Genomic DNA, 20,658 nt, shown 5'->3' on the forward strand with positions numbered 1-20,658 from the left:
TAGATCGACATCCCTGCGACCGCCGCCGGCAGGGGAGATTACGGCATACTTCTCCTTATTTGATAACGATCAAAGCCCTGTTTCTGGTACCGAAGTACCTCGTTTTGCTTCCCCTCACCCCCAAAAATCTGCCGTAGGGGTCCTCGCCAGCTGCTCGATGCGTCGCACAACTACCTCAACAGCCAGTTGATCCAGCGGCTGGCTTCGCACGGTCACCACCGCAGGCCCGAGAGGGCGCCAGACTGCCGGGTCCGTAGGACCAAAGAGCGCAACGGTCGGCACACCGAGCAGGCCGGCCAGATGGCTGAGACCGCTATCATTACCCAGATAGCAGCGCGCACGCTGGATCTGGGCCGCGACCCGCAGCAGAGGTAGATCGATCAGTACTTTTATCCTATCTGGCGATGGGGGGGGCAGCGCACGCACCAGCGCCGCCAGCCGCTCATGATCGGCAGGCCCGGCCAAGACCAGCACCGGCCAATCACGCGCCCAGGCCCAGCGCACCACCGCTGCAAAGTGGGAAGCCGGCCAACATTTGGCCGCAGAGCCACTGCCCGGATGAATGACCAGAGGCGCCGCGCTGAAGAGCGGCGGCTCCTGTTCCAGGACAGCAGAAGGCAGCCGATAGCGACAGCTCTCTGCCCCGGCCAGATCAAAGGCCAGTCCCAGCGTCTGCGCCAGATAGGAGGTCGCATGTAGGCGGGTCCCCGCCGGCGGACGGCCAGGGCGAACCGTTGCCGCGGTCACCCCAGCCTCGCGCAAATTGCGCTCTACGACTCCCTCGGGATCGGCCAGCCAGCATACCACCCGCTCCGCCCGGCGCAGGCGAGCACCCAGCCCAGTCGGGTCCAGACCCCCTGTGGCAAAGAGCGCACTCCAGCGCAGGTCAGCATAGTCCTCAACCGCATCGGCCACGCCGAGCCAGCGCGCCAGTGGCAGCACCCGGACATTTCCCACCAGCGTCAGACCAGCAGACGGCGAGGCTGCCCGTAAGGCAGACAGGACCGGAAACGTCAGCAGCGTATCGCCAATCGCCCCGGGACGAATCACCAGCAGCTCCCCATGCCTCTCATCTGCCTTGCTCATACTCATGGCTTACCACTTCTTGGCCAGCGAGAGGATCTCAACAAGAACCGCGGCGGCCACAATGGCGAGAGCCGCTACGATGCTCCAGCTATGTAAGGCGCGCAGGATCAGATTGAGCACAATGCAGAGCGCTAAGAGAGTACCCTGACGTAGCGCATGTCGGATCGTCGCCCGGTAGAGACGCGAAGAAATGAAGAGCAAGCCGCAGAGGTAGGCGAGAGGGGCAAAAGTGCAGATGAGCGCTCCCAAAAGGAGCACAAAAAAAGCCACGAAGGCCAGCAACCCTTGCGGTGGAACAAAATAGGTAAAGAGGAGAAAAGCCGCCCACACCGGCAGGGCCAGCCCACCCAGGAGAGAGAGCGCGGTACGATTGGAGATGCGATAGCGCAGGTGTTGCTTGGTCATGGCTTATTTCAACAGGCTGAACCCCTGGTTGTTCCCCAGCGGGGCCTCCTGGAGGCGGCGGCTCCCGCGGGCCTCCGGGCTGAAGTACTTCTGCCAGATATCGGGAGCATCTTTGCTTTCGCCCCCGTGCCGGGTCAGGCGCTGGCGAACGCGGCAGATCACCGGCGTATTGACAGCAGCTCCCGCCACAATCACCTGGCCCTTCGAGAGCGCAGGCAGATTGTCCAGCAGATCACGACCGACTCCCTCAATAGCAGCGGCAACACTCTTCTGATCGATCTCGTTGACAATGCGCATAATGCACTGCGTCTGGCACTGGCTCAACACATCGGCGTCAAGCTTGCCGGGCCGCTGACTGATAATGCCTACGCCGATGCCGAACTTACGCCCCTCGGCTAACACTTGCTTGAGGATCTGGGTCGAGACCACCTCGGTGCCGCTTGGTGCAAAGTGGTGGCCCTCCTCTAGCAGCACAAAGACTGGATAGGGCAGATAGGATTCGCCAGAGTGCACTTTGCCGCGCTCGGTGTTCATGCGCGCCTGATAGAGGCGGCGCAGGAGCGTGGCTACAATAACCTGCTGATCGCGTTCATCAACTTCGTTCAGCTGCAATACCGTGCACTGACCGGGCTTGAAGATCTCAGGCAGATCCAGATGCTGGACATCATCAAAGGTGAAGCTATCGACGAAGCGCTGCTCGATACGCCATATTAAGGCGCGCACCGTACTGGAATCGTCAGCCCCCTCGCTGTCTTCATCGTTCTTGCTGCGCGCCACTTGGCGAATGGCCTCTATCAAGTCCTGCGCACTCCAGGGCGTACCACGTTTCTTCTCGTTCAATTTGCGCAAAGCACGACTCAGCAGATACTGCTGCTTTTCAGTCATTTCAGGCAGGAGGTGACGCATGTCCCCCATGTTCAGGGTTGAGAGACGGACCTTGACCTGATCGGGGTGATAGATACGCACCTGGGCCCGGTAGCCCTCGACGCCCTCTTCGCCGCTCTCCTCAGAGAATTCGGGAAGATTGGGCAATTGATCGAGCGTGCCGTATTCGCCATGTGGATCAACGATGAGCACGCAGGCCTTATTGTAGGGCCGCATCAGCTCCTCGATAATCACGCTGGCCAGATAGCTCTTGCCGGCGCCGGTGCTGGCGATAATAGCCAGATGGGTGCTGACAAAATCCTTGACCGAGAGCACGATGGGCACCGCCCCAGGAGTTCGCGTCAGCAGCGAGCCAATGGTTGCCGAGCCAAGCTGACCGACGCGCTTGCGGCAGAGAATCTGCGAGAGCATCTCATCGTCCGCCAGGAAAATCTGCTTGCCCGACTGGGGTGGTATCCAGGGATTGATGAAGGAGCCGCTTTCGGGATCATAGTAACCCATGATAGCTACGTGCAGTTCGAAAAGCTCGTTGGCCCGCGCATCGTAGCCCACCATTGCCGCGACCTGGGCCGGCGAGACCTCCGGCTCCGCCAGGAAGGTGTCGGGATAGAGCTGCAGAGGGACACGCTTGATGATCCGTCCCAGAACGCGCCGTGCCACCGGCTGAGCGCCGTTCTGGCCCCATTCATCAGGCTCGTTCAGCTCATAATAGACATACTCGCCGTTCTTGAGCACCTGCTCATCGTCGCGCGAGACAAAGGTATATTCATGGGCCGATTCACCCGGTCCCTTGGTGATGCCCACAGGTTTGCGACCTGTGCGCCCTCGCGAAACAGGTGGCACATTGGCAGAATCACTTACCATAGCCGCTTAACTCCATCTCAGGTGAGAGATTTCCTGTTCTGAACTGCACACAGACGGCAGACCTGCCCTGCCCCAGATCCCTCCTGATCCCGCAGTCCCCACCCGCAGTGAGCTAACCAGTCCCAGCCAGCACAGAGCAAGGGGCGGCCTGGCCTGGCCCGGCACGCCCAGTTCTTCCTTCCTTCCTTCCTCTACCCGCTCTGGCCCCGGCCTAGCCAGTGGTTTCAACTTTGAGACGCCAGGCGAAATTACGCTTGACAATTGAGAGCAGAGAGAGATTCTGAGGAAATAGGCGTTCGAGCTGATCGATAATGCAGAGCGCTACTATCGGTAGCAAGCTATTGCGCTGGGCGATGATGTGAGGCAGGTAGCCCATATGGAGATAGGGCGGCTCATCTGGCCTGTCAGGGTCGCTGAAGAAGTGGAAAGCCCGCACCTGCTCGTCGTCCATTGTTTCAATCTCGCTGCCCAGCTCCAGCGAGAGCAGAGGAACGCCATGCATAATGGAGAAGACTTCAGTCTGGCCCTCGGGAGTGGTTCGCTCCTGCATCATGCCAAGCACCATGACATAGATCAGCACGGCCCGCTCGGCGATGTAGTCCGGCGAGAATAGCTCAACCTGAGTCTCGTTAGAGAGACGCGGCCCCAGCGAGCCAAAGCTCGGATTGAGCAGGATGGTATCGTAGATCACGCCGACGGCGTAGGTTCTCGGCTCCGTACTCATACCCAGCACGCGATGCAGCTCCGCCTCGGGATCATCACCCTGGCGTGCACGCACAGCAATACGCACAAAGCGTCCGAAGGCGTAGTCTTCGGGCGCCGGCTCGACCTCGACCTCGCGTGGGCCGTAAATCTGGCAGACGTAATTAATATGCGAGTCGGATTTGACGATCTTTCCTATGAACATGCCGATGCCTCGTGTGCGGGCATGGAGTAGCACGCCCTGTATCTATTGTACCTGCTACTTCTCTCTCTTGAGAAATGGACTGGATTTACCTTCTCCTGAAGAGCGTCTCTTGCCCTTAGTAACTGCTCCAGCCAGAAGGAAGGCTCAGCTTCACGGAAGCGATGGGTGGCAGTGCCCGTTTCACCTGGCGGCCATTATACCATACTGAGTGTCGCGGGGGGAGGCGCGTCGGCCTTCTGGCTCCGCTGGCCCAGGCCAGACTACAGGCTTCTTGGCCAGATGAGGGTATAGCCGGCAAGGAGAGGCCGGATCGCAGACTTCAGGCCGGGCAGATAAGAAAGAAGGGGCAGGTTGGACAACGACCCGGGTCCGAGGGAGCCGCGGCGTAATCATGTTCTTTGAGGCGCTCCAGATTCTCAACCAGCCTGGCGTGGAGACTCTGCTCGCGTCGCTGCCCGAGCCTGACAGCCTTGATCTCACCCGTGGTCAGGTTATCGCTGTGCAGCTCGACCTCCTGCCCGGCATAGTGCTCACGATAAGCATGCATATAGAGTAATTCGCGCGTGTCAGGCTCCGGCTCCTGCTTGCGTCGGCCAAAGCGCGTACGCACAAAGCGCACCGGTTGCTCTGGCTGGCGCGGTATCTCGACGCGATCGACATCGACGCGAATCGTCTGCCCGGCGATCTCAATGGTGAAGCCTCGCCAGAGCTGCCAGCGCTGAGTCTCGGCGTTATCCAACAGCTTGCGATGGAGCTGCTCAGCGACTTCGCGCCCATGCCGCTCGTACAGCGAGGCAAAAGGGGACTCGTGACCACCAAGCTCGCGCCAGTGGCGGCTATAAAGTTCATGCACCTCTTCACGCGTCGGCAGAGTCGTTGCTGCCTGCTGCCCCTCGGCGGTGGCCCGCTGCGCTCGCCCAACCCACTCATAGAGCGTCTCTAGCGTTCTGCGCGTAGCCTGAACAAAGAGGGAGTAGCCTTCTTGAAGAGGCTGAAAACGATAGATATAGTTGTAGAGATACTTACGCGGGCATTGCTGATAGCATTCGATAGCAGAGGCATTGAGGACTTCTGGCTGCATGGCATGGATAAATTCTTCTGCGGGCCGGCTCAGCGGAGCAGCCTCAGAGTCCCCGCGCCGCTCTTCTCCGCCAGCCGTGGCAGGCCCGTCCTGGCCTAGTCCGCGCCACTCTATCCTGATGAGGCGCTCAGGTGGTAGACCGGCCAGCAGTGGCTCCAAAAAGACGGAGGGTTTTGCCGTACGCTTGCCTGGGCGACGGCTATAGCTGAGAACGAGATGATCGCGGGCGCGCGTGATGCCGACATAGAAGAGGCAGGCTTCGCCGATCTCGTGCAGGGCGGCCTCGTCGCTTTCGAGGGAGAGCATGCCGTCGGGGGGCGGCACGGGATTATAGCGCCGCATGGCAGGAAAGCGCTGCTGATTCAGCCCAGGTAAATAGATCACAGGAAATTCCAGGCCTTTGCTGGCGTGGACAGTCATAACTCGCACCACATCCGCCTCGTCCCCCTGGCTCTCCTCAAGACTCTGCTGACGCGTGCTGTTGTCCTGACGCAGCAGCAGAAGAACGCGTAAATATTCCAGGAAGCCGCGGACCTGCTCATAGAGAGGACCAGTCTGTGCGGTCCCCGCTAGTGGGCTGATAGGCTGGTTCTCTGCTGGAGCGGGTTCCTCGCGCAGCTGGCGCTGTTGTTGCAGGTCATAGCGTCGTGCCAGCTGGAGCAACAGGGCATAGTCGGCCAGGATGGCCCGCGCCTGAGCATCGTCGCGGGCCAGGAGACGGCGCACCTGATCGGTCTCGATCAGGAGATATTGAGCGAGCAGGGACCAGATATCGGGAGCTGCAGCCAGGCGCTGCAGCAGCTCGCTGAGCAGGCGCAGTGAGCGCCGCCCGGCATCGCTGAGGGACTCGGGGATGTCGCCCTGCAGCACGAGCAGGCCCGGGGCAACCTGCTGCTCGCGCGCCGCCAACAGCAGGGCCTCAATATCGGCCTGACTGAGGGAGTGCTCCGGCCAGCGAGCCGCGCGGAGCAGACCCATACCGTTCGGTCCTGCCAGCAGCAGGAGCGGGGCCAGAGCATTCTTAACGTGCTCCTGTTCCAGAGTGCCCCCGCTCTCTATGACCGGCAGGCCCGCCGTCGCCAGCGCTTGCGAGATGCGCCGGGCCTGAGCGCGCGTGCGGCAGAGCACAACCAGATCGCGGTAGCGATATCCCTGGCGAGCGCGCACCTGGAGATCGGCGACCAGGCCCGCCAGCTCGGCGGCCTCATCCTCGGCCACCGCCAGCGTCACATACGGCTCCGGCAGCGAGGGGCGTACAGCTTCGTTGCGCCGCAGCGCAGCCTCCTCACTGAATTGTCCAGCCTCCAGACGCTGAAGACGAAAGGCTTCAGCCAGCGCCACAATATCGGGGCGCGAGCGATAATTGCGGCTCAGCGAGAGGATTGCAGCCCCCGGATAATCTTCACGGAAGCGGGCAATGTTGGCCGGAGAGGCCCCCCGGAAGCCGTAAATGGCCTGATTCGCATCGCCCACCACCCAGACGCGGCGCGCCTCTCCTGCTAACAGACGCAGAAGAACGCCGCTGGCCCGGTTGATATCCTGAAATTCATCGACAAGGATGTGCTGGTAGCGTTGCTGCAGCTGCTGCAGGAGATCGCTGTGGCGTTCGAGAAGCTGCACGGTCAGCATGATCAGGCCGCCGAAATCGATGTCGCCACGCCGCTCTAGCTCCTCCTGATAAAGAGCATAGACAGAGGCAATTTCGCGAGCACGCTCTGCCCGCTCACGTTCTTCGACCGTCTGGGCCTGCTCCAGCATCTGCTCTGCCAGCTGACGATAGCGCTCAGGAGTCACCAGCTCATCCTTGGCGCGCGAGATGGCCTTGAGCATGTCGGGGAAATAGAGAGTGGGCTGCGTCAGATGGTGATAATAGTAGAGGGGAAGACGAGGCGCCAGGCTGCGCAGCAAGAAATACCCTTCGGCGTCGTCGACCAGCGTAAAGTCAGGACGAAGACCCGCCAGCTCGCTATACTGGCGCAGAAACTCGGCGCAGAAGGCGTGAAAGGTGCTCACTGTCGGCAGCTCCCAGGCGGCGCTCTTCGGCCCGGCAGAGGACCGCAGAGCCTGTCTCAGACGCTCCTGCATTTCTTCAGCAGCTTTGCGCGAAAAGGTGAGAGCCAGAATCGAGCGCGGCGCGACGCCACAGGAGCGGACCAGATACTCGGCGCGCCCAATAAGCGTGCTGGTTTTACCGCTGCCCGGCCCGGCGATCACCAGGGCCGGGGTGGACGCAGCAATGGCCGCCTGCTGAAACTCATCGTAAGACCGGCCCGCACTCGTTGATGTCGATACAGAAGAAAGAACAGGCCCAGGACGCTGCTGAGGCCCTTCTGCTGGTTGCTTTTCTGGCTGGACTTGCGGCTCCATGATAGGAGGATATTCTTTGAGTAGTCCAGCCAGACGGTTAAGCATAGCGGCCTGTGAGACCCCGAAGCGGTTGGCCAGGTAGGCCGGCGGGAGACCCTGCCCTACATAGAGGGCGCGCACCGCCTCCAGAGGCATCAGCAGCTCGGCAGCAAAGAGATTAGCAGCTAGCTCGCGTTGGCTGCGAGGGCTATAGGACTGACCAGGGCCGAGCAGCTCCTCGACACTCCCCCCGTCAGAGAGTGCCCCGATCTCCTCACGGATCTCCTCCTCTCCGCAGAGAGAGAGCTGGTCTTGCTCCTCCTCAGCAAGCACCGCCAGTCCTCGTTTGAGAAGCTCTAAGATCTTTTCAAGCTCGGGAACCAGGAGGAGCATCTTCTCAGTTAAAGGACGATGGAGGATAACATGACCAAGTTCATGCGCGAGCGTAAAGCGCCGCTGTGGCTCTGGCAAATTGCGGCAGATCCAGATCAGATCGTCGCCAGGCTCCAGATAGCCATAGGTACCGGGGGGGTGATCAGCAGGGTGAAAGGTGGCGACCTCCAGCCCAAGCCAGGCGACCAACTCATCCAGCGGAAGAGCCTCGGCCTCCCAGGATGGCTTGACGTAGCGATAGCGCTGGCGCAAATAGCGAGCTGTCAGCGTGGCCAGCGCGCGGGTCTCTTGTTCCATAGATGGCGCCTCTCTCCCCGCAACTCGTTCTTTGCTTCCTGCCCTCCTCTCGTCCTGTCATCTCGTTGGAGACCACAGGCCGAGTCAGAAGGAGGAAGAAAGAGGAGATCCACAGGTTCTGCAGCATTATATCATGCCCGTCCGCGGTGGCCAACTAGCGACGAGGCAGAGCCGCCAGAGCCGAAGGATGACAGGTGCCTGAACCAGAGTCAGCGGTCGAGGGCCAGCCCTGGGTTGGCCAGGGCGGGCAAGCAGCGGCGACCGGGCAGAAACCTTCTGTGCAGTGGCCTTGATTTTGCTATAATTGAGGGAGACAGGCAGGCGGCTAGTCCTACCTGGTGCGCGCGGCGGGCGAGACGGCCAGGCGTAGCGCGGCGGCAAGGGAGAGGACACGCCCTCACACCTATGGGAGGTTCCTGGTCATGGAAGCATCTGAAATATTGACTCGCGCCAGAGCGGGGGAAGAGAAGCCAGATGGCTGGATCGTGCTGCCGCTGCAGCGCGGCAGAGTGATCCTCTCGATCATCGGCTGGCTCTTGGGGGCAGCTGTGGGCCTCATCCTATTTGCAGCGATCTTTCCTATCATGGTACCCGAAAACTACCACAGCACCTTCAGAGCGATTGCCAGTACGATTGCTCTCGGTGTTTTCCTTTTCATCGGTCTTGGCAGCATCTGGTGCCTGATCAGCGACGTACGTCGTCTCATCAGGGCGCAGGATTATCTGATTGTCATTACGCCCGAGGATTTTGTGCAGCAAACTGGGAGCAAAGTCATTCACGTTCCCCTGGTCAACGTCCGCTATGTGACAGCCAGAGGCCGGGCCAGGCCGGACCGTACGCCACCCACTAACCAGCTTGAGCAACTTGGCAGCGCCAGCGAAAACATGGTAGGCTTCCTTTTTGGGCGTGGTATGACCCAGTCGCCAGAGGAACGGCGCAAGGTGATGAATTCGCGCGTCCCTACCTCGCTTGCTTTCATTGACACACGCACCAATACCGAGGTCGTTGTCACGACGGATGCAGCCTACGGCGACCCCTTCCTGATCGCCGCCTTACTGAAACAATACGCCGCCAGAGCGCAGCAGATCGCCTGAGCGGCGGGTTAGGGAACAAGCCGCCTTTCTCTCTTGCCCGGGGACCGATCGTGCGCATATAGGCATGCATATACCTCTTTTGTCCTTTCCACGCCATCTTATGGCCACCAATAGGAGTGCCCTATGCTGCTGGCTATTGATATCAGCAACACAAACATCAAGTTTGGTCTATATAACAGTGAGGCTCTCAAACATCACTGGACCGTCTCCACTGTGCGCCAGCGCACTGCCGACGAGTACGCGATGTTACTGGGCACGCTCATGAACCATAGCGGGCACGCTTTCGGCGATGTGCACGCCGTTATCTTCTCGTGTGTCGTGCCGCCGTTGACGCCAGTTTTCCAGGAGCTGGTCCAGCGCTATTTTCATCAGGAGGCCATCATCGTCGATCACACGCTGGATTTGGGACTGCACCTGCTGGTCGACAACCCGTGGGAAGTCGGTTCAGACCGCATTGTAACGGCCATCGCCGCTCATGAGCTATACGGTGGTCCCGCCATAGTGATCTCTTTCAGCACTGCCGCCACCTTCGATGTGATTTCAGCCCAGGGCGACTTCCTTGGTGGCGCCATTGCTCCAGGGCTGATGATCTCTGCCGAGGCCCTCAGTAATGCCGCGGCGCGCCTCTTTCGCGTCGAGCTGACCCCGCCGCGCTCGGCCCTGGGCAAGAACACGACCGAGAACATGCAGTCAGGCATCATCTACGGCCATGTGGGCCTCGTCCAGGGGCTGATCCACCGCCTGCGCGCTGAGATCCCCCAGGTGTCCGATCAGAACGAGGTCAAGATCATCGCCCACGGTGGCCTGGCCAATTTTATGGCTCCGCTCATCCCTGAGATTCAATACGTGAACCAGTTTCTCCCCTTGGAGGGTCTGCGCATCGCCTACGAACGTCTACGAAACGGCTATCGCCAGCGGGAGCGCTAGCGGCAGGCAGCATACCCTCCCTCTTCTTCAACTGACCGCCAAGAGGCAGACTGCGCCTGGCCCCTATCAGCCAGGCCAGATACTCCCCAGAAAGCAAGAAAGGCGAAGAGGGTGAACCTCTTCGCCTTTCCGCTGCTATGGACCCTGTTCCCACACTTTGTTGCAAGGAGACTAGTTCTTCAGCAATTGGGCAATCTGATGCAGATCGCTGGCGGCCTGATGCAGGGCCGTATGGGCCGTTTTCTCGGCGCTGCGCACCTTCGCGAGGTTACTGGCGTAGGCGGCATGGTCCTGGTTATAGTTCTCCGGGGTCAGCGTGGGAAGCGTGCTCTGCACAGTATCAAACTGGGCTTCCGCTGTTGCGAGCTGAGCCTTGAAGTCGTTATAGAGGCTCTGCAACTGGGCCTGCTTGCTGGCAGGAGCAGCAGCGATGGCCTTCTCAATGGCGGCCTTGGCCGCCTCCATCCTGCTGGCCAGCTTCTGCTCAATATCAAAGTGGAGTTGCTGATAGTCGCGTGGCAGCACAACCGCATAGATGCGGAACTGCCAGAAAATGTTTCTGACATCCTGGCGGGCAGCCTGGGCCGAGGTCTCGGCGTCGAGCTTGCTCTGCAGCGATTTCAGGCCGTTCTGGTTGGTGGCGATATCAGCCTGGAGAGCGCTGGCAGCATCAGCAGTGATGTGTCCAGCCTGCTGCTGCTGCGTCACCCGACTGCTGAGTGTATTCAAGGCATTCAGGCGCGCCGTGATGAGCTGATTTCCAATGTTGATGACGCATTGGACATCGTTACGGGCGCACTGTCCACCAGAAGCCGGCGCCGCCTGGGCGATGGCCGGCAGAGCCAGATAGCCTACAAAGCTCGCCACCACGAGGCTGACCAGAGTCAAGAGGGTCAGCTGACCGGGTCGCTTTAGCCCCTTGAATAGTTTTATCATCTCTTTGGCCTCTTACACTTTTCTTAAATGATATGTTACAGAGGAATGATCAGAAGACAGTACTAGCAGCCAATCAGCCAGGCCCCTTCCTAGGGGAGGGGAGCATTATCCTGGCCCTGATCGCTAGAGTTGGCGTCATTTTGGGCCTGGTCCAGAGATGGCAACGTACTCTGGACCTGCTGGTCAACCGACTGCACCTGTTGCGCCGGACTGCCACTGCCCGCCGATGGCGTGCTGCTCTGATTGCTTGTGCTCGCTGGTAGCGATTGACTCTGGGAGCTGGCCGGAGCAGTCTGGTTTTGCGAGCGCAGGGCATGCCCTGCGCAGGCCGTCAGGGCTAGCATCGCCATCAGCAGAGTCAGCAGCAAGGCGAGGCTGAGCAGTGGGCGGATAGCGCCCACGCCGGGCGCTGTTGACTTTTTGCTCACGTTCTCCATAGCCGAGCCTATTCTCTATAGCAGTAATAGCCTGATATCTGATCAGTTATGGCTTTGTGCACGGATCAGGAAAATCTGGCCCGTCAGGCCAGGGCCTGTGGTGCCGTCCTGGTGAGGCGACTCATCACCGAACGAAGGCACCTGAGCTTTTCACTCCGCAGGGTAGTGTAGCAGAAAAACCTCAAGAATAGCTCAAGGTCAACCAAAGATTTGCTCAATGCGGCCAGCGAGCTGGTCTCTATGCGTCCGCTTCTTCGGCTCGACAGACTCACCCTCGTCAGGCTATAAGGTGCAGGTCGGAGCGCAGCGCAGCGGATAGCGGCGAATTAAAAAAAAAGAAGCTGCCAGTCGAGAGATCTCAACTGACAGCCTTCCCTCTTGCTTGTTCCGCTGCGGGAACAGGGAGCAAGTGCCGTGCCAGGCTACTGCTTCTGCTGGCTCAGTCCCTCGGCGTAGCGGCGCTCGATTTCCTCCCAGTTGACCACGTTCCACCAGGCATTCAAGTAATCGGCGCGACGGTTCTGATACTTCAGGTAGTAAGCATGCTCCCAGACATCGTTGCCCATCACGGGGTAGAGGCCATCCATGTAGGGGCTATCCTGGTTAGCGGTCGAGATCACCTGCAGCTTCCCCTGCTTGTCCAGAACCAGCCAGACCCAGCCCGAGCCGAAGCGCTTCAGTCCGGTATCGTTGAACTGAGCCTTGAAGTTCTCGAACGAGCCAAAGGTCTGCTCGATCGCCTTCGCCAGATCACCACTGGGCTGGCCGCCGCCATTAGGCTTCATGATGCGCCAGAACATGCTGTGATTGGCATGCCCGCCACCGTTATTGCGCACCGCCGTGCGCACATTCTCGGGCACCTCATTGATGCGCCTCAGCACCTCCTCAACCGGCAGGTTGGCGAAAGGATGACCCTCCAGCGCGCTGTTGAGGTTGGCAACATAGGTACCGTGATGCTTATCATGGTGGATCTGCATCGTTTGCGCATCAATATGTGGCTCCAGAGCGTCGAAGCTATAGGGCAGAGGTGGAAGTTCAAATGCCATAGACCTTCTCCTTTTTTACACCCAAGAGATTGCCAGAATGGCGCTTCAGAGAGCGAGCTTGCCCTGGCCCGACTCGTTCCACTCGCCTGCGCTAGCGCTAGCTGGCAAAGGAGAGAAAAGCGAACCGGACCCGGCGGCAGGGCAGCAGGTCCGGCAAGCGGGCAGACACAGATGCGCATGTACACGAGCACGCGCGCCCGAGCACATGGGGCAGTCGAGGGACCGGCCAGAGCGTCGCGTCGCGTCAGCCAGCACTAGAGCACTCTCCTGTTTAGTTGTATTCGATAAGATATGCGATTGTCAAGCAGATGCATACCTTTCCGTCAGGCCACACAGGAGCGTCGACCGTCCGCCGACTGTGCCCGTCCTGGCATCTCCCCACCAGCCAGATGCGACGCCAACGGGCAAGCCAGGTCAAGCTTGCCTCATGTATTAGTATAGCGTAAAGAGCGCTGGCCGCCTCTGAACGAAAGGACAGTGCCTTGACAGCCAGACAGACAGTCTTACGTCAGTTCGCCTCCATAGCCAGCGCAACGCCACCAGCAGCCAGCGAGCGTGCTCAGTGCCACCAGGGTAGCGTCAGACCTCCGTACAGGAGAAGGCCGGCCCCAGCGGCCAGTAGCAGAATGACAAAGACATGCACGCGCCGACTCAATGCCAGCAGGCAGGCAGCAGTACCAATGATCCAGGCCCGCCAATCGCTGGCGCTATGGCCGATGATTGTCCAGGTATTACCCACAGTGATTCCAACTACCGCCAGCGAGACCCCGCGCATCAGCGCCTCGACCCAGCGCAGTCCCCCCAGGCGTTGATAGAGCGCCTCCCAGATCAGGGCCACGAACGGTGGAATCATGATCGCCAGCAGCGCCAGAGCAGCTCCCAGATAGCCATAGGTCAGGTAGCCCAGGGCAATGACCCAGAGACCGTTTGGTCCAGGACTCAACTGTCCAATGACCAGGGCCTGGCTAAAGTCGCTCTCTTCAGCCCAGTGGTTAGCCAGCAGATCCTGATGCAGGCTGAGAAAATTGCTGAAACCGCCAGTTGAGAAGAGTGAGGCTTTGAGAAACAGCCAGAAATAGAGGAAAGGATTCTTCATGGCTGCTCCTCCCTCTCAGACGGCTGCGCTGCCGTGGCCAGCGACGGCGCTCGGACGAAGAGCAATCTACCGGCGAGGGCGGAGGCCACCACAACGAGCACCACAGCGATCTTGCCAACGATGAGCGCCAGGGTCACCAGAGCAATGAAAGCCAGACTGAGCGCCAGCATGCCGAAGCCTTCTTGATAGCCTTGCTTGAGTAGCGGACGAGCAAAGTTGATGGCCACCACCAGCATGATTCCTGCCGTGGCAGGTACTACCCCGCGGAACATCGCTTCGACAAAGGCCAGGTGCTGGATCTCCTGAAAGCCGGCGGCGATGAGGGTGGTGATCGCCGCGCTCGGCAGCAGCAAACCCAGTAGCGAGACGAGAACGCCCCAGCTTCCAGCGAGCTTGCGCCCAATGAGCACAGTAATCGCCACCAGATTGATACCCGGCGTCATAATACAGAGATTCCAGTCACGGGCAAATTCCTCAATAGTTAGCCAGCGATGCCGTTCAGTAAACTCACGCTGGATGAGCAAGAGCGTCGAAGAGCCGCCGCCGAAGGATTGCAGTCCAATCAAAGCCCAGATACGCAGCAGCTCCCAGACCGACGGCGGCGGCTCCCTCGTCTCCTGGAGAGCAGGCCTTGTGCCCACAGTGGCAGATAAAGGCTGAGTCGATGGTTTCTGTCGATCGACGTGGAAATTGTTCATAGGCGTATGGTAGTGTAGAGAAGCTACAGGAGGAGTTTGGCAGCAACCAGCTTATAGCTCAGCCTTCATTGTAGCACATAGCTTCAGGGATAAGCCAGCCAGCGGCAGGCTCCAGGCTCTCTTCTCTCGCGCTCAGGTATTCGCCGAATGCCTCCGAGGAAATCAGCCAGCAAGCAAGGCAGGTAACTCTTTTTCTAGAACGACCAGCCGCTGTAAGCAGTCCTGGAGGGCCTGACGTTTTCGTTGCCCAAGAAACCATTGCGCCCTACCGCAAAGCAAAGCCTGCTCCTGCAGGCAGGTAGCAGCAGCAGCCAGACCGGCCTCGCTTAGAAAGAGAGCGGCGTCGAGCAGGCGCCGGGAGGCGAGAGGCAGAACGAAATTCACAAGCTGGCGCTCCAGCAAGTGCGACCAGCGATCAGCCTGCAAAGCGACCATCAGACGTTTCAGCGCGGCCACGCCACTATAGAGAACAGGGCCTTCGAAAGACTGGCCCCATTGAGCGCGGATAAGAGACAGGGTGCGAGCGATGAGCACAGCACGCTCAGGAGCTGGCCGCTCCTGAGCCCGGAAGCGCATACGGAGAGTGAAAGGGGCATGAGGGTAGCCGATCTTCTCCGCTCGCCAGGCTTCCAGGAAGTCGCGCACAGGCAGCCAGGCATAGGGATACTTTTGGGGATCGTGCAGCAAGACATACTCGTCGTGGACCGCCAGCACCAGAGCGAAGTGATCGGCTCCACGCAAGTAGCTATGCTCAGGATGATAAGTGAGCCACCCCAGATCAAGCGGACCCACCAGGGCCGGTTGCTCCTCGACAGCAGCACGCAAGGTAGCTAGAGCCTGGCGCTCATCAACAGAAGCAGCGTCTTGAGAGGAAGGCCATTCCTGGCAACTCCAGCCAAGAGTCTTCAGCGCCAGCGATATCCCCTGATTGGGGTTAACAGCAGCGTTGGAGAAAAAGACCTGTGGTCCTGTCGGCAGTTCCAGATAGAGCTTGCCGAAAGGGAGGGTTGTCAGGCATTCCAGGAAGCCCGGTTCAGGGAGCCAGTCGCGCTCGGCACCCGCCGCCTGCAGAGCCATCGCCAGGCTATGCGCATAGCAATAATCGCTGTTTCCCCAATATCTCACGAGGGGAGGCAGAGGCGAGTCGGACGAAGAGGGTGGGCCAGGGTTCCACTCTGGCTCTGGTCTTGAAGTTTCCACAGATTCAATCTCCTTTTCCTCAGTGAACTTCTGTTAAAAGTGTAGCCGGTATTTTTACTTTTATCAACTACTAAATACTATTTAATAAATTATAGAAAATTTTTGTTGCCTATTTATGAATTGTCAGCCAGGGAAAGGGGGGAAAGAGGGCAGAGCAGAAAAAGGGAAGCCCGGGCGAAAACTGGGGGGAGAACGTGCCCGGGCTTCGAGAAAGAAGAGAGGACCGACGCTTATACAAGGCAGCGAGGAAACAGTTTACAGCTCGCTGCGGAAGAGCGACAGATAGACCAGCTCAGAGCCGGCGTAGACCATCTGGCCGAGCCACCCGTCGTGGCTGATTGAGAGCAGACGCAGGCCGGCATGCTCTTCAGCGGGGCGGGCCTGCTTATGGAGCGAAGCCACTGTGCAAAGCTGTGCAAGATGTGCCCTCTGCTCGCGGCGACGCGCCTCAGCAAGACGCTGCTGGAGATCGTCCAGATCGCGCAGACCCTCCAGATTGAGGGTTGGACGAGACGGAGCACAGTGCTGACGCCCGGCCAGCAAGGCAGCGGAGCCATAGCAGTAGATCAGCAGCACGGGCAGCAACTCCGCCCAGTAAGTGCTATTAGGAGCCACCTCCACCCCGACCAGCGTACCGGCCAGGAAGAAAGCCGCGCCGACCTGAGCGGGCAGCCACTCCAGCGCGTGGCGGTAGGGCAGCAACTGAGCGAAGTTAGGGCGCAGCCAGCGCTCCAGATGGCCGCCGTAATTGATGCCATAGCGACGCGAATAGGCGGCGATTGCCGTCCAGAGGCGCCTGAAATCCTTGACTCCCTGCAGCTCGAAAGCCGCGCGGCGTAGCTCCAGAGGCAACATGCAGAAGCGCTGCTGGGCCTGGCGCAGAGTGCCGCCCTGGGCCTGCTGGATGCAGAAGCAATCGTCTGCCGTCAGCGTCTCGCCGGCATCGAGGAGCAGCACGCGGCTGGTTGCGTGATTCTGCACTCCTGGTTGGAAGAAAGCCACGTGCATGGGCAGCACCAGCACCCCATCGCTGGCGCGATTGCGCAACACGAGCGTTCCATAGCCCGGCGACCCAACCACCTCCAGGGAGCGCATAGGAGGAACAAAGCGTGTGCGGCTCTGCTCCTGCTCAGTGCTGACCGGAAAAAGGCCGATGACCTCCAGCATGCCCCAGGAGACGAGCGGACCAGGGGCCAGGTGGGCCAGCAGCCCCGTAAGAGGAGAGGTTTCCTCCGCCTCCTGCTTGACCTGAATCTCCATCATAGTTATCACCTCGTAAGCAAGAGTTGTTGTACTTGTTCCACCTCAACCGGAGAGATAGACTCAGCCGCGTAATCGAGGAAGAGTCGAGTCAGCACCTCACGCACTCCTTGCTCATGATGCACAAGCAACAGCTGGAAATCGCCGCCCAGGTGGCGCTGTTGCAGCTGCTCGGAGCGAGAGTAAACTGGCACCACCTGATAGACAGGCATGGCCAGGCCCAACAGACGCATGCCCTGCAGGACCAGGGCCGCGTCGCCCGGGCGCACATTCTCGTAGCCGTCAGTAATTAGCAGAATCGCCTGCGGCTGCGTGCGAGCGGCCTCCAACAAAGCACTCGCCAGATCGGTCACACCCCGAGGCTTTGGCAGCAGCTCCTCGCTGGCAAGGGCGCTGCCGCCCACCTGATAGAGCATCACCGAAGTCACGCGCTGCTGCAGCAGCTGCACCAGGGCCAGCGCCAGGGCCACCGGATGATAGGCTCGCTCGCCCGAGGAGGCCATCGAGGCCGACAGATCCAGGACCACAGCCAGCCGTCCTTCGATCAGCGGTAGCGAGGCCACCGCCTGCTCGGTACGCCGCCACAGCTCCTCAGAGTACTCTTCGCTCTTCACTCCCCGATGGAGTGCTTCTCTATAGAGCACGGTCAGCGGTCCATCCTGGCGCTCGCTCCGCGCCGCCGAGGCAGAGAGCGAGCGCACACGGCTGGCAGGTACATCGCGGTGATAGATGCCGCGCAGGCCGAAGAGGGTCTCGCGCGGGAGACCCTCCCCATGCTCTAGCTGCTCACGCGCGGCTATGCGCTTTGCCAGCGTGGGATCGGTTGGATCAAAAGGCACTCCCGCAAGGAAGCAAAGGGTCTCCCGCGCGAGAGCCGGATCGGGCGCGTAGTGCAACAGCTCGCGTTGCAGGAACTTCTCTCCGACCTCGCTCGGCTGCGCCAGGAAGCGCCGGACCGAAGACCACGTACGCTCCCCCAGCAGATGCTTTAACAAGAGCGTGACCCGCTGTCGTCGGGCTGCCGCAAGCTGCGGGAACTGCTCATGACCGATCAGCAGCTGCAGGCCGATCTCACGTGCGCGCCGGTTATTGATGCGTCGCTGCCGGATCACATCGGCAACCAGCAGAGCCTCCTCAGCTGGCAGCACGCGCAGCTGTTCAACTATACGCTGCCTGGTGACAGTGTGAGCTGCTGGCAGGCGAATCAGGTTGGCAAGCATCTCTCGCTTGTGCGAGAGGTCTGCAAATGGATCAGCCAGCAGGTACAGGTAGAACTCGGGAGCCGCCTCGCACAGTCTTCGATGCAATGTCACCATCTGCTCCTGTCCGGTCAGCGGAATCTGGCGGCAATTCAGGTACTCGATGAGCAACTTCTTGTCCATAGGCAGCTTCTCCGTCACAATAATACATGACGATAAGAGTAAAAAAATGTAATAAGCGCGCAAAATGGGACAAATCACGACGACAGCATGTCGCGGTGGGTCACGCGCGCGCGCGCAGGCAAAGACGGATACAGGAACCAGAGAACACGGGTCGACCGGCGCTGACAGCTTTGGGAGCTACGCCTGCCGCCCTCGCAGAAAGTGCTGATGCATACAGAGGAGACTTCTGCAGAGGAAGGTGGCGGAAGCGCAGCCCACCAGGCGATTCCAGGCATCCCTCTTAAACGGATATTCCGCCGCCGATGCTGTTTGTAGGTAAGCTCCTGGACCCGGTATACCTTTGAGTATGATCGACATATACGCTTCCCGCCCTGTAGAAGATGGTGAACAACAAAAAACAGCAAACTGCCTTGTCCCATCAGGAGGGACGGAGCCGGACAGGCAATCAAATCAATAGACTACTCAGGGGAAACAGCGCCGCCAGACTGGGCTGTCCCAGGATCCATCGCGATAGAGCGCGTAATCACCTTTTTCCGCAGATGATTTGGCTGGCGCAGGAGGGGTCATTTGAATGCAGGATGTCTGATCCCGACTCGTGCTCGTAGGCAACAGGTCCCGCGTAGGAACCACTGCATCCAAAAAGTTCCTGACAGGCACTATATAACATACTTCTGGCTGTTTGTCAAGTATTTCCTACACCATTTTGAGAGAAGTCCGCCACAAGATTCATCACGAAGAGGGCCGCGGGATCGCCAAAATGTTCTCTTGAGAATGGCCCTTTGTCAGGCGGCTGACTTGCCTCAGCAAACACGCCAAAAGAGGGGCTGCCACGGGAATGGAATCGTCCGCCCAGTTGTAATCACCTATGGAAGCCAGCTAGCAAGTAGCTGTGATATGCTGGCTGCCAGCTTCTACTGGCTCAATGATTCACAAGAGCCACGTTTTTCGCCTGCTTGCAGGTGAAGGAGAGGGTCATGACGACTGTAACAACGCCTGGACTGGAACGCTTTCGAGGTCTGGTGAGCGACGCCCTGCTCTCCGAGATTTACGATCTGGCGCGTCCGCTCCGGGGTGTGCATGTTCTACATATTAATACGACGGCGCAGGGTGGGGGCGTGGCTGCACTGCTGCGCGTGTTACTGCCGCTGGCCAGGGAGCTGGGCATTCCTCATACCTGGCGCGTGGTTCAGCTCGACGAGTTCGCCGCTACCTTCATGGCGCGGCTGACCGATATGCTGCAGGGAGGCGAGCCGGGCCTGATCACTCCCCAAGACCAGCGTCAGTTTCTGGATTCGCTCCGATCTGCCATGCAGCCGCTCGTCGATGAGCGCGCTGATCTCTACTACGTCCACGATATCCAGCTCGCTCCTTTGGGGCAGCTGTTTCCATACATGCGCCCGGCCCTATGGTTCAACCATATCGATACTGCCCGGCCTGATCCCGCGGCGCTCCAGTACATCAGCCAATTCCTGGACGCCTATGCGCTGTGCACATTCAATACGCCTTTCTCGGTCTTTCCACAGTTGCCTGCCGGGCGCACCGCGGTGATTACGCTTGGCATCGATCCCTTTAGCGAGCGCCATGCTCCCTTGAGCGAGACCGAAGGGGTGGTCCTACTGGCTGGCAGCGGTATCGACCCTACCCGTCCCCTGATTACGCAGGTCTCGCGCTTCGGGCGTTGGAAGAACCCGTGGCAGGTGCTCGAGATCTATCGCCTGGTGAAGCAGCGCCACCCAGAGGTCCAGGTGGCGCTTGTTGGCGCGCTGGAAGCCAGCGATGACATTCGCGCGCAGGCAATTCTGGCAGATTTGCAACAGCGCGCAGGCGACGATCCCGATATTCATCTGCTTTGGGACCCGGCTCAGCTGACCGCACCGGTAGTCAATGCCTTTCAGCGCTTTTCGCAGGTGATCCTGCAGCGCTCTAGTCGTGAGGGATTTGGCCTGACTGTGACTGAGGCGATGTGGAAGTATCAGCCGGTAGTGGGGACCTCGGCGACTGGGGTACGCTACCAGATCACGCATGGATACGACGGCTTCCTTGCCGATGATGCCGAGAGCGCAGCAAGCTATACACTGCGCTTGCTAGAGGAGCGCGAGCTGTGGCGCCAGATGGGTGAGGCTGCCCATCGCAGCGTTCAGGAGCGTTTCCTGCTCCCCATGATGCTGCGCGACTACCTGGCGGCCCTTCTGCGCGTCCGGCAACTGGTCGCCAGCGCCTGAGTCCAGATCTCTGCCCTGTCGCTTCTGCTTCTGACTGGCAGCCTATGGGGCCAGGCTGCCAATCAGAGACGACAGCCAGCTTCTGGCCGGCCCCGA

Annotated in this window: 16 protein-coding genes; 3 read left to right on the plus strand and 13 right to left on the minus strand. The window is 59.8% G+C overall.

Features of this window, described 5'->3' with window-relative positions:
* Positions 1 to 114 precede the first annotated feature (114 nt).
* The 5 genes from A4R35_RS14050 to A4R35_RS14070 all read right to left on the minus strand — a co-directional run bounded on the left by A4R35_RS14050 (position 115) and on the right by A4R35_RS14070 (position 8,264).
* A complete protein-coding gene (locus A4R35_RS14050; protein WP_112430384.1) occupies positions 115 to 1,092 on the minus strand; it encodes a glycosyltransferase family 9 protein in 978 nt (325 codons plus the stop codon).
* Between the two features lie 3 nt (positions 1,093 to 1,095).
* Positions 1,096 to 1,491 carry a hypothetical protein gene (locus tag A4R35_RS14055; protein ID WP_112430386.1) on the minus strand — a complete coding sequence of 132 codons (396 nt, stop codon included), beginning with the start codon at positions 1,489 to 1,491 and terminating at the stop codon, positions 1,096 to 1,098.
* A 3-nt stretch (positions 1,492 to 1,494) separates the two neighbouring features.
* Positions 1,495 to 3,240 (minus strand): ATP-binding protein, encoded by a 1,746-nt coding sequence (locus A4R35_RS14060; RefSeq protein ID WP_112430388.1) that lies wholly within the window; start codon positions 3,238 to 3,240, stop codon positions 1,495 to 1,497.
* A gap of 211 nt (positions 3,241 to 3,451) precedes the next feature.
* Entirely contained in the window at positions 3,452 to 4,147 is a 696-nt protein-coding gene (locus A4R35_RS14065; protein WP_112430389.1) for a hypothetical protein, read from the minus strand.
* Between the two features lie 319 nt (positions 4,148 to 4,466).
* Positions 4,467 to 8,264, minus strand: a complete 3,798-nt coding sequence (locus A4R35_RS14070; RefSeq protein WP_112430391.1) for a UvrD-helicase domain-containing protein — start codon at positions 8,262 to 8,264, stop codon at positions 4,467 to 4,469.
* A 422-nt stretch (positions 8,265 to 8,686) separates the two neighbouring features.
* Between A4R35_RS14070 and A4R35_RS14075 the strand changes: the two genes are divergently transcribed.
* Positions 8,687 to 9,358, plus strand: coding sequence for a hypothetical protein (locus A4R35_RS14075; protein WP_146747222.1), 672 nt, complete (start codon positions 8,687 to 8,689; stop codon positions 9,356 to 9,358).
* A 123-nt stretch (positions 9,359 to 9,481) separates the two neighbouring features.
* A complete protein-coding gene (locus A4R35_RS14080; RefSeq protein WP_112430395.1) occupies positions 9,482 to 10,285 on the plus strand; it encodes a type III pantothenate kinase in 804 nt (267 codons plus the stop codon).
* A gap of 171 nt (positions 10,286 to 10,456) precedes the next feature.
* On the opposite strand, the gene A4R35_RS14085 is transcribed toward A4R35_RS14080, so the two are convergent.
* From A4R35_RS14085 to A4R35_RS14120, 8 genes are all read right to left on the minus strand, one after another.
* Positions 10,457 to 11,221, minus strand: coding sequence for a hypothetical protein (locus A4R35_RS14085; protein ID WP_112430397.1), 765 nt, complete (start codon positions 11,219 to 11,221; stop codon positions 10,457 to 10,459).
* A gap of 89 nt (positions 11,222 to 11,310) precedes the next feature.
* A complete protein-coding gene (locus A4R35_RS14090; RefSeq protein ID WP_112430399.1) occupies positions 11,311 to 11,658 on the minus strand; it encodes a hypothetical protein in 348 nt (115 codons plus the stop codon).
* 422 nt (positions 11,659 to 12,080) lie between these two features.
* Positions 12,081 to 12,704, minus strand: coding sequence for a superoxide dismutase (locus A4R35_RS14095; protein WP_112430401.1), 624 nt, complete (start codon positions 12,702 to 12,704; stop codon positions 12,081 to 12,083).
* A gap of 559 nt (positions 12,705 to 13,263) precedes the next feature.
* Complete coding sequence (locus A4R35_RS14100; protein WP_112430403.1) at positions 13,264 to 13,800, minus strand: chromate transporter; 537 nt, start codon at positions 13,798 to 13,800, stop codon at positions 13,264 to 13,266.
* A complete protein-coding gene (locus tag A4R35_RS14105) occupies positions 13,797 to 14,441 on the minus strand; it encodes a chromate transporter (RefSeq protein WP_189361800.1) in 645 nt (214 codons plus the stop codon). The genes A4R35_RS14100 and A4R35_RS14105 overlap by 4 nt, the downstream gene beginning before the upstream one ends.
* Positions 14,442 to 14,660: 219 nt before the next feature.
* Positions 14,661 to 15,698: a hypothetical protein gene (locus A4R35_RS14110; protein ID WP_146747223.1), complete on the minus strand. Its 1,038-nt coding sequence runs from the start codon at positions 15,696 to 15,698 to the stop codon at positions 14,661 to 14,663.
* 255 nt (positions 15,699 to 15,953) lie between these two features.
* Positions 15,954 to 16,961, minus strand: a complete 1,008-nt coding sequence (locus A4R35_RS14115) for an ARPP-1 family domain-containing protein (protein ID WP_146747224.1) — start codon at positions 16,959 to 16,961, stop codon at positions 15,954 to 15,956.
* Positions 16,962 to 16,966: 5 nt separating this feature from the next.
* Entirely contained in the window at positions 16,967 to 18,340 is a 1,374-nt protein-coding gene (locus A4R35_RS14120) for a type 1 periplasmic-binding domain-containing protein (RefSeq protein WP_112430410.1), read from the minus strand.
* A gap of 974 nt (positions 18,341 to 19,314) precedes the next feature.
* Between A4R35_RS14120 and A4R35_RS14125 the strand changes: the two genes are divergently transcribed.
* Positions 19,315 to 20,562, plus strand: a complete 1,248-nt coding sequence (locus A4R35_RS14125; RefSeq protein ID WP_112430412.1) for a glycosyltransferase — start codon at positions 19,315 to 19,317, stop codon at positions 20,560 to 20,562.
* Positions 20,563 to 20,658: the final 96 nt, after the last annotated feature.

This window comes from Thermogemmatispora tikiterensis (genome assembly GCF_003268475.1).
GTDB lineage: Bacteria > Chloroflexota > Ktedonobacteria > Ktedonobacterales > Ktedonobacteraceae > Thermogemmatispora > Thermogemmatispora tikiterensis.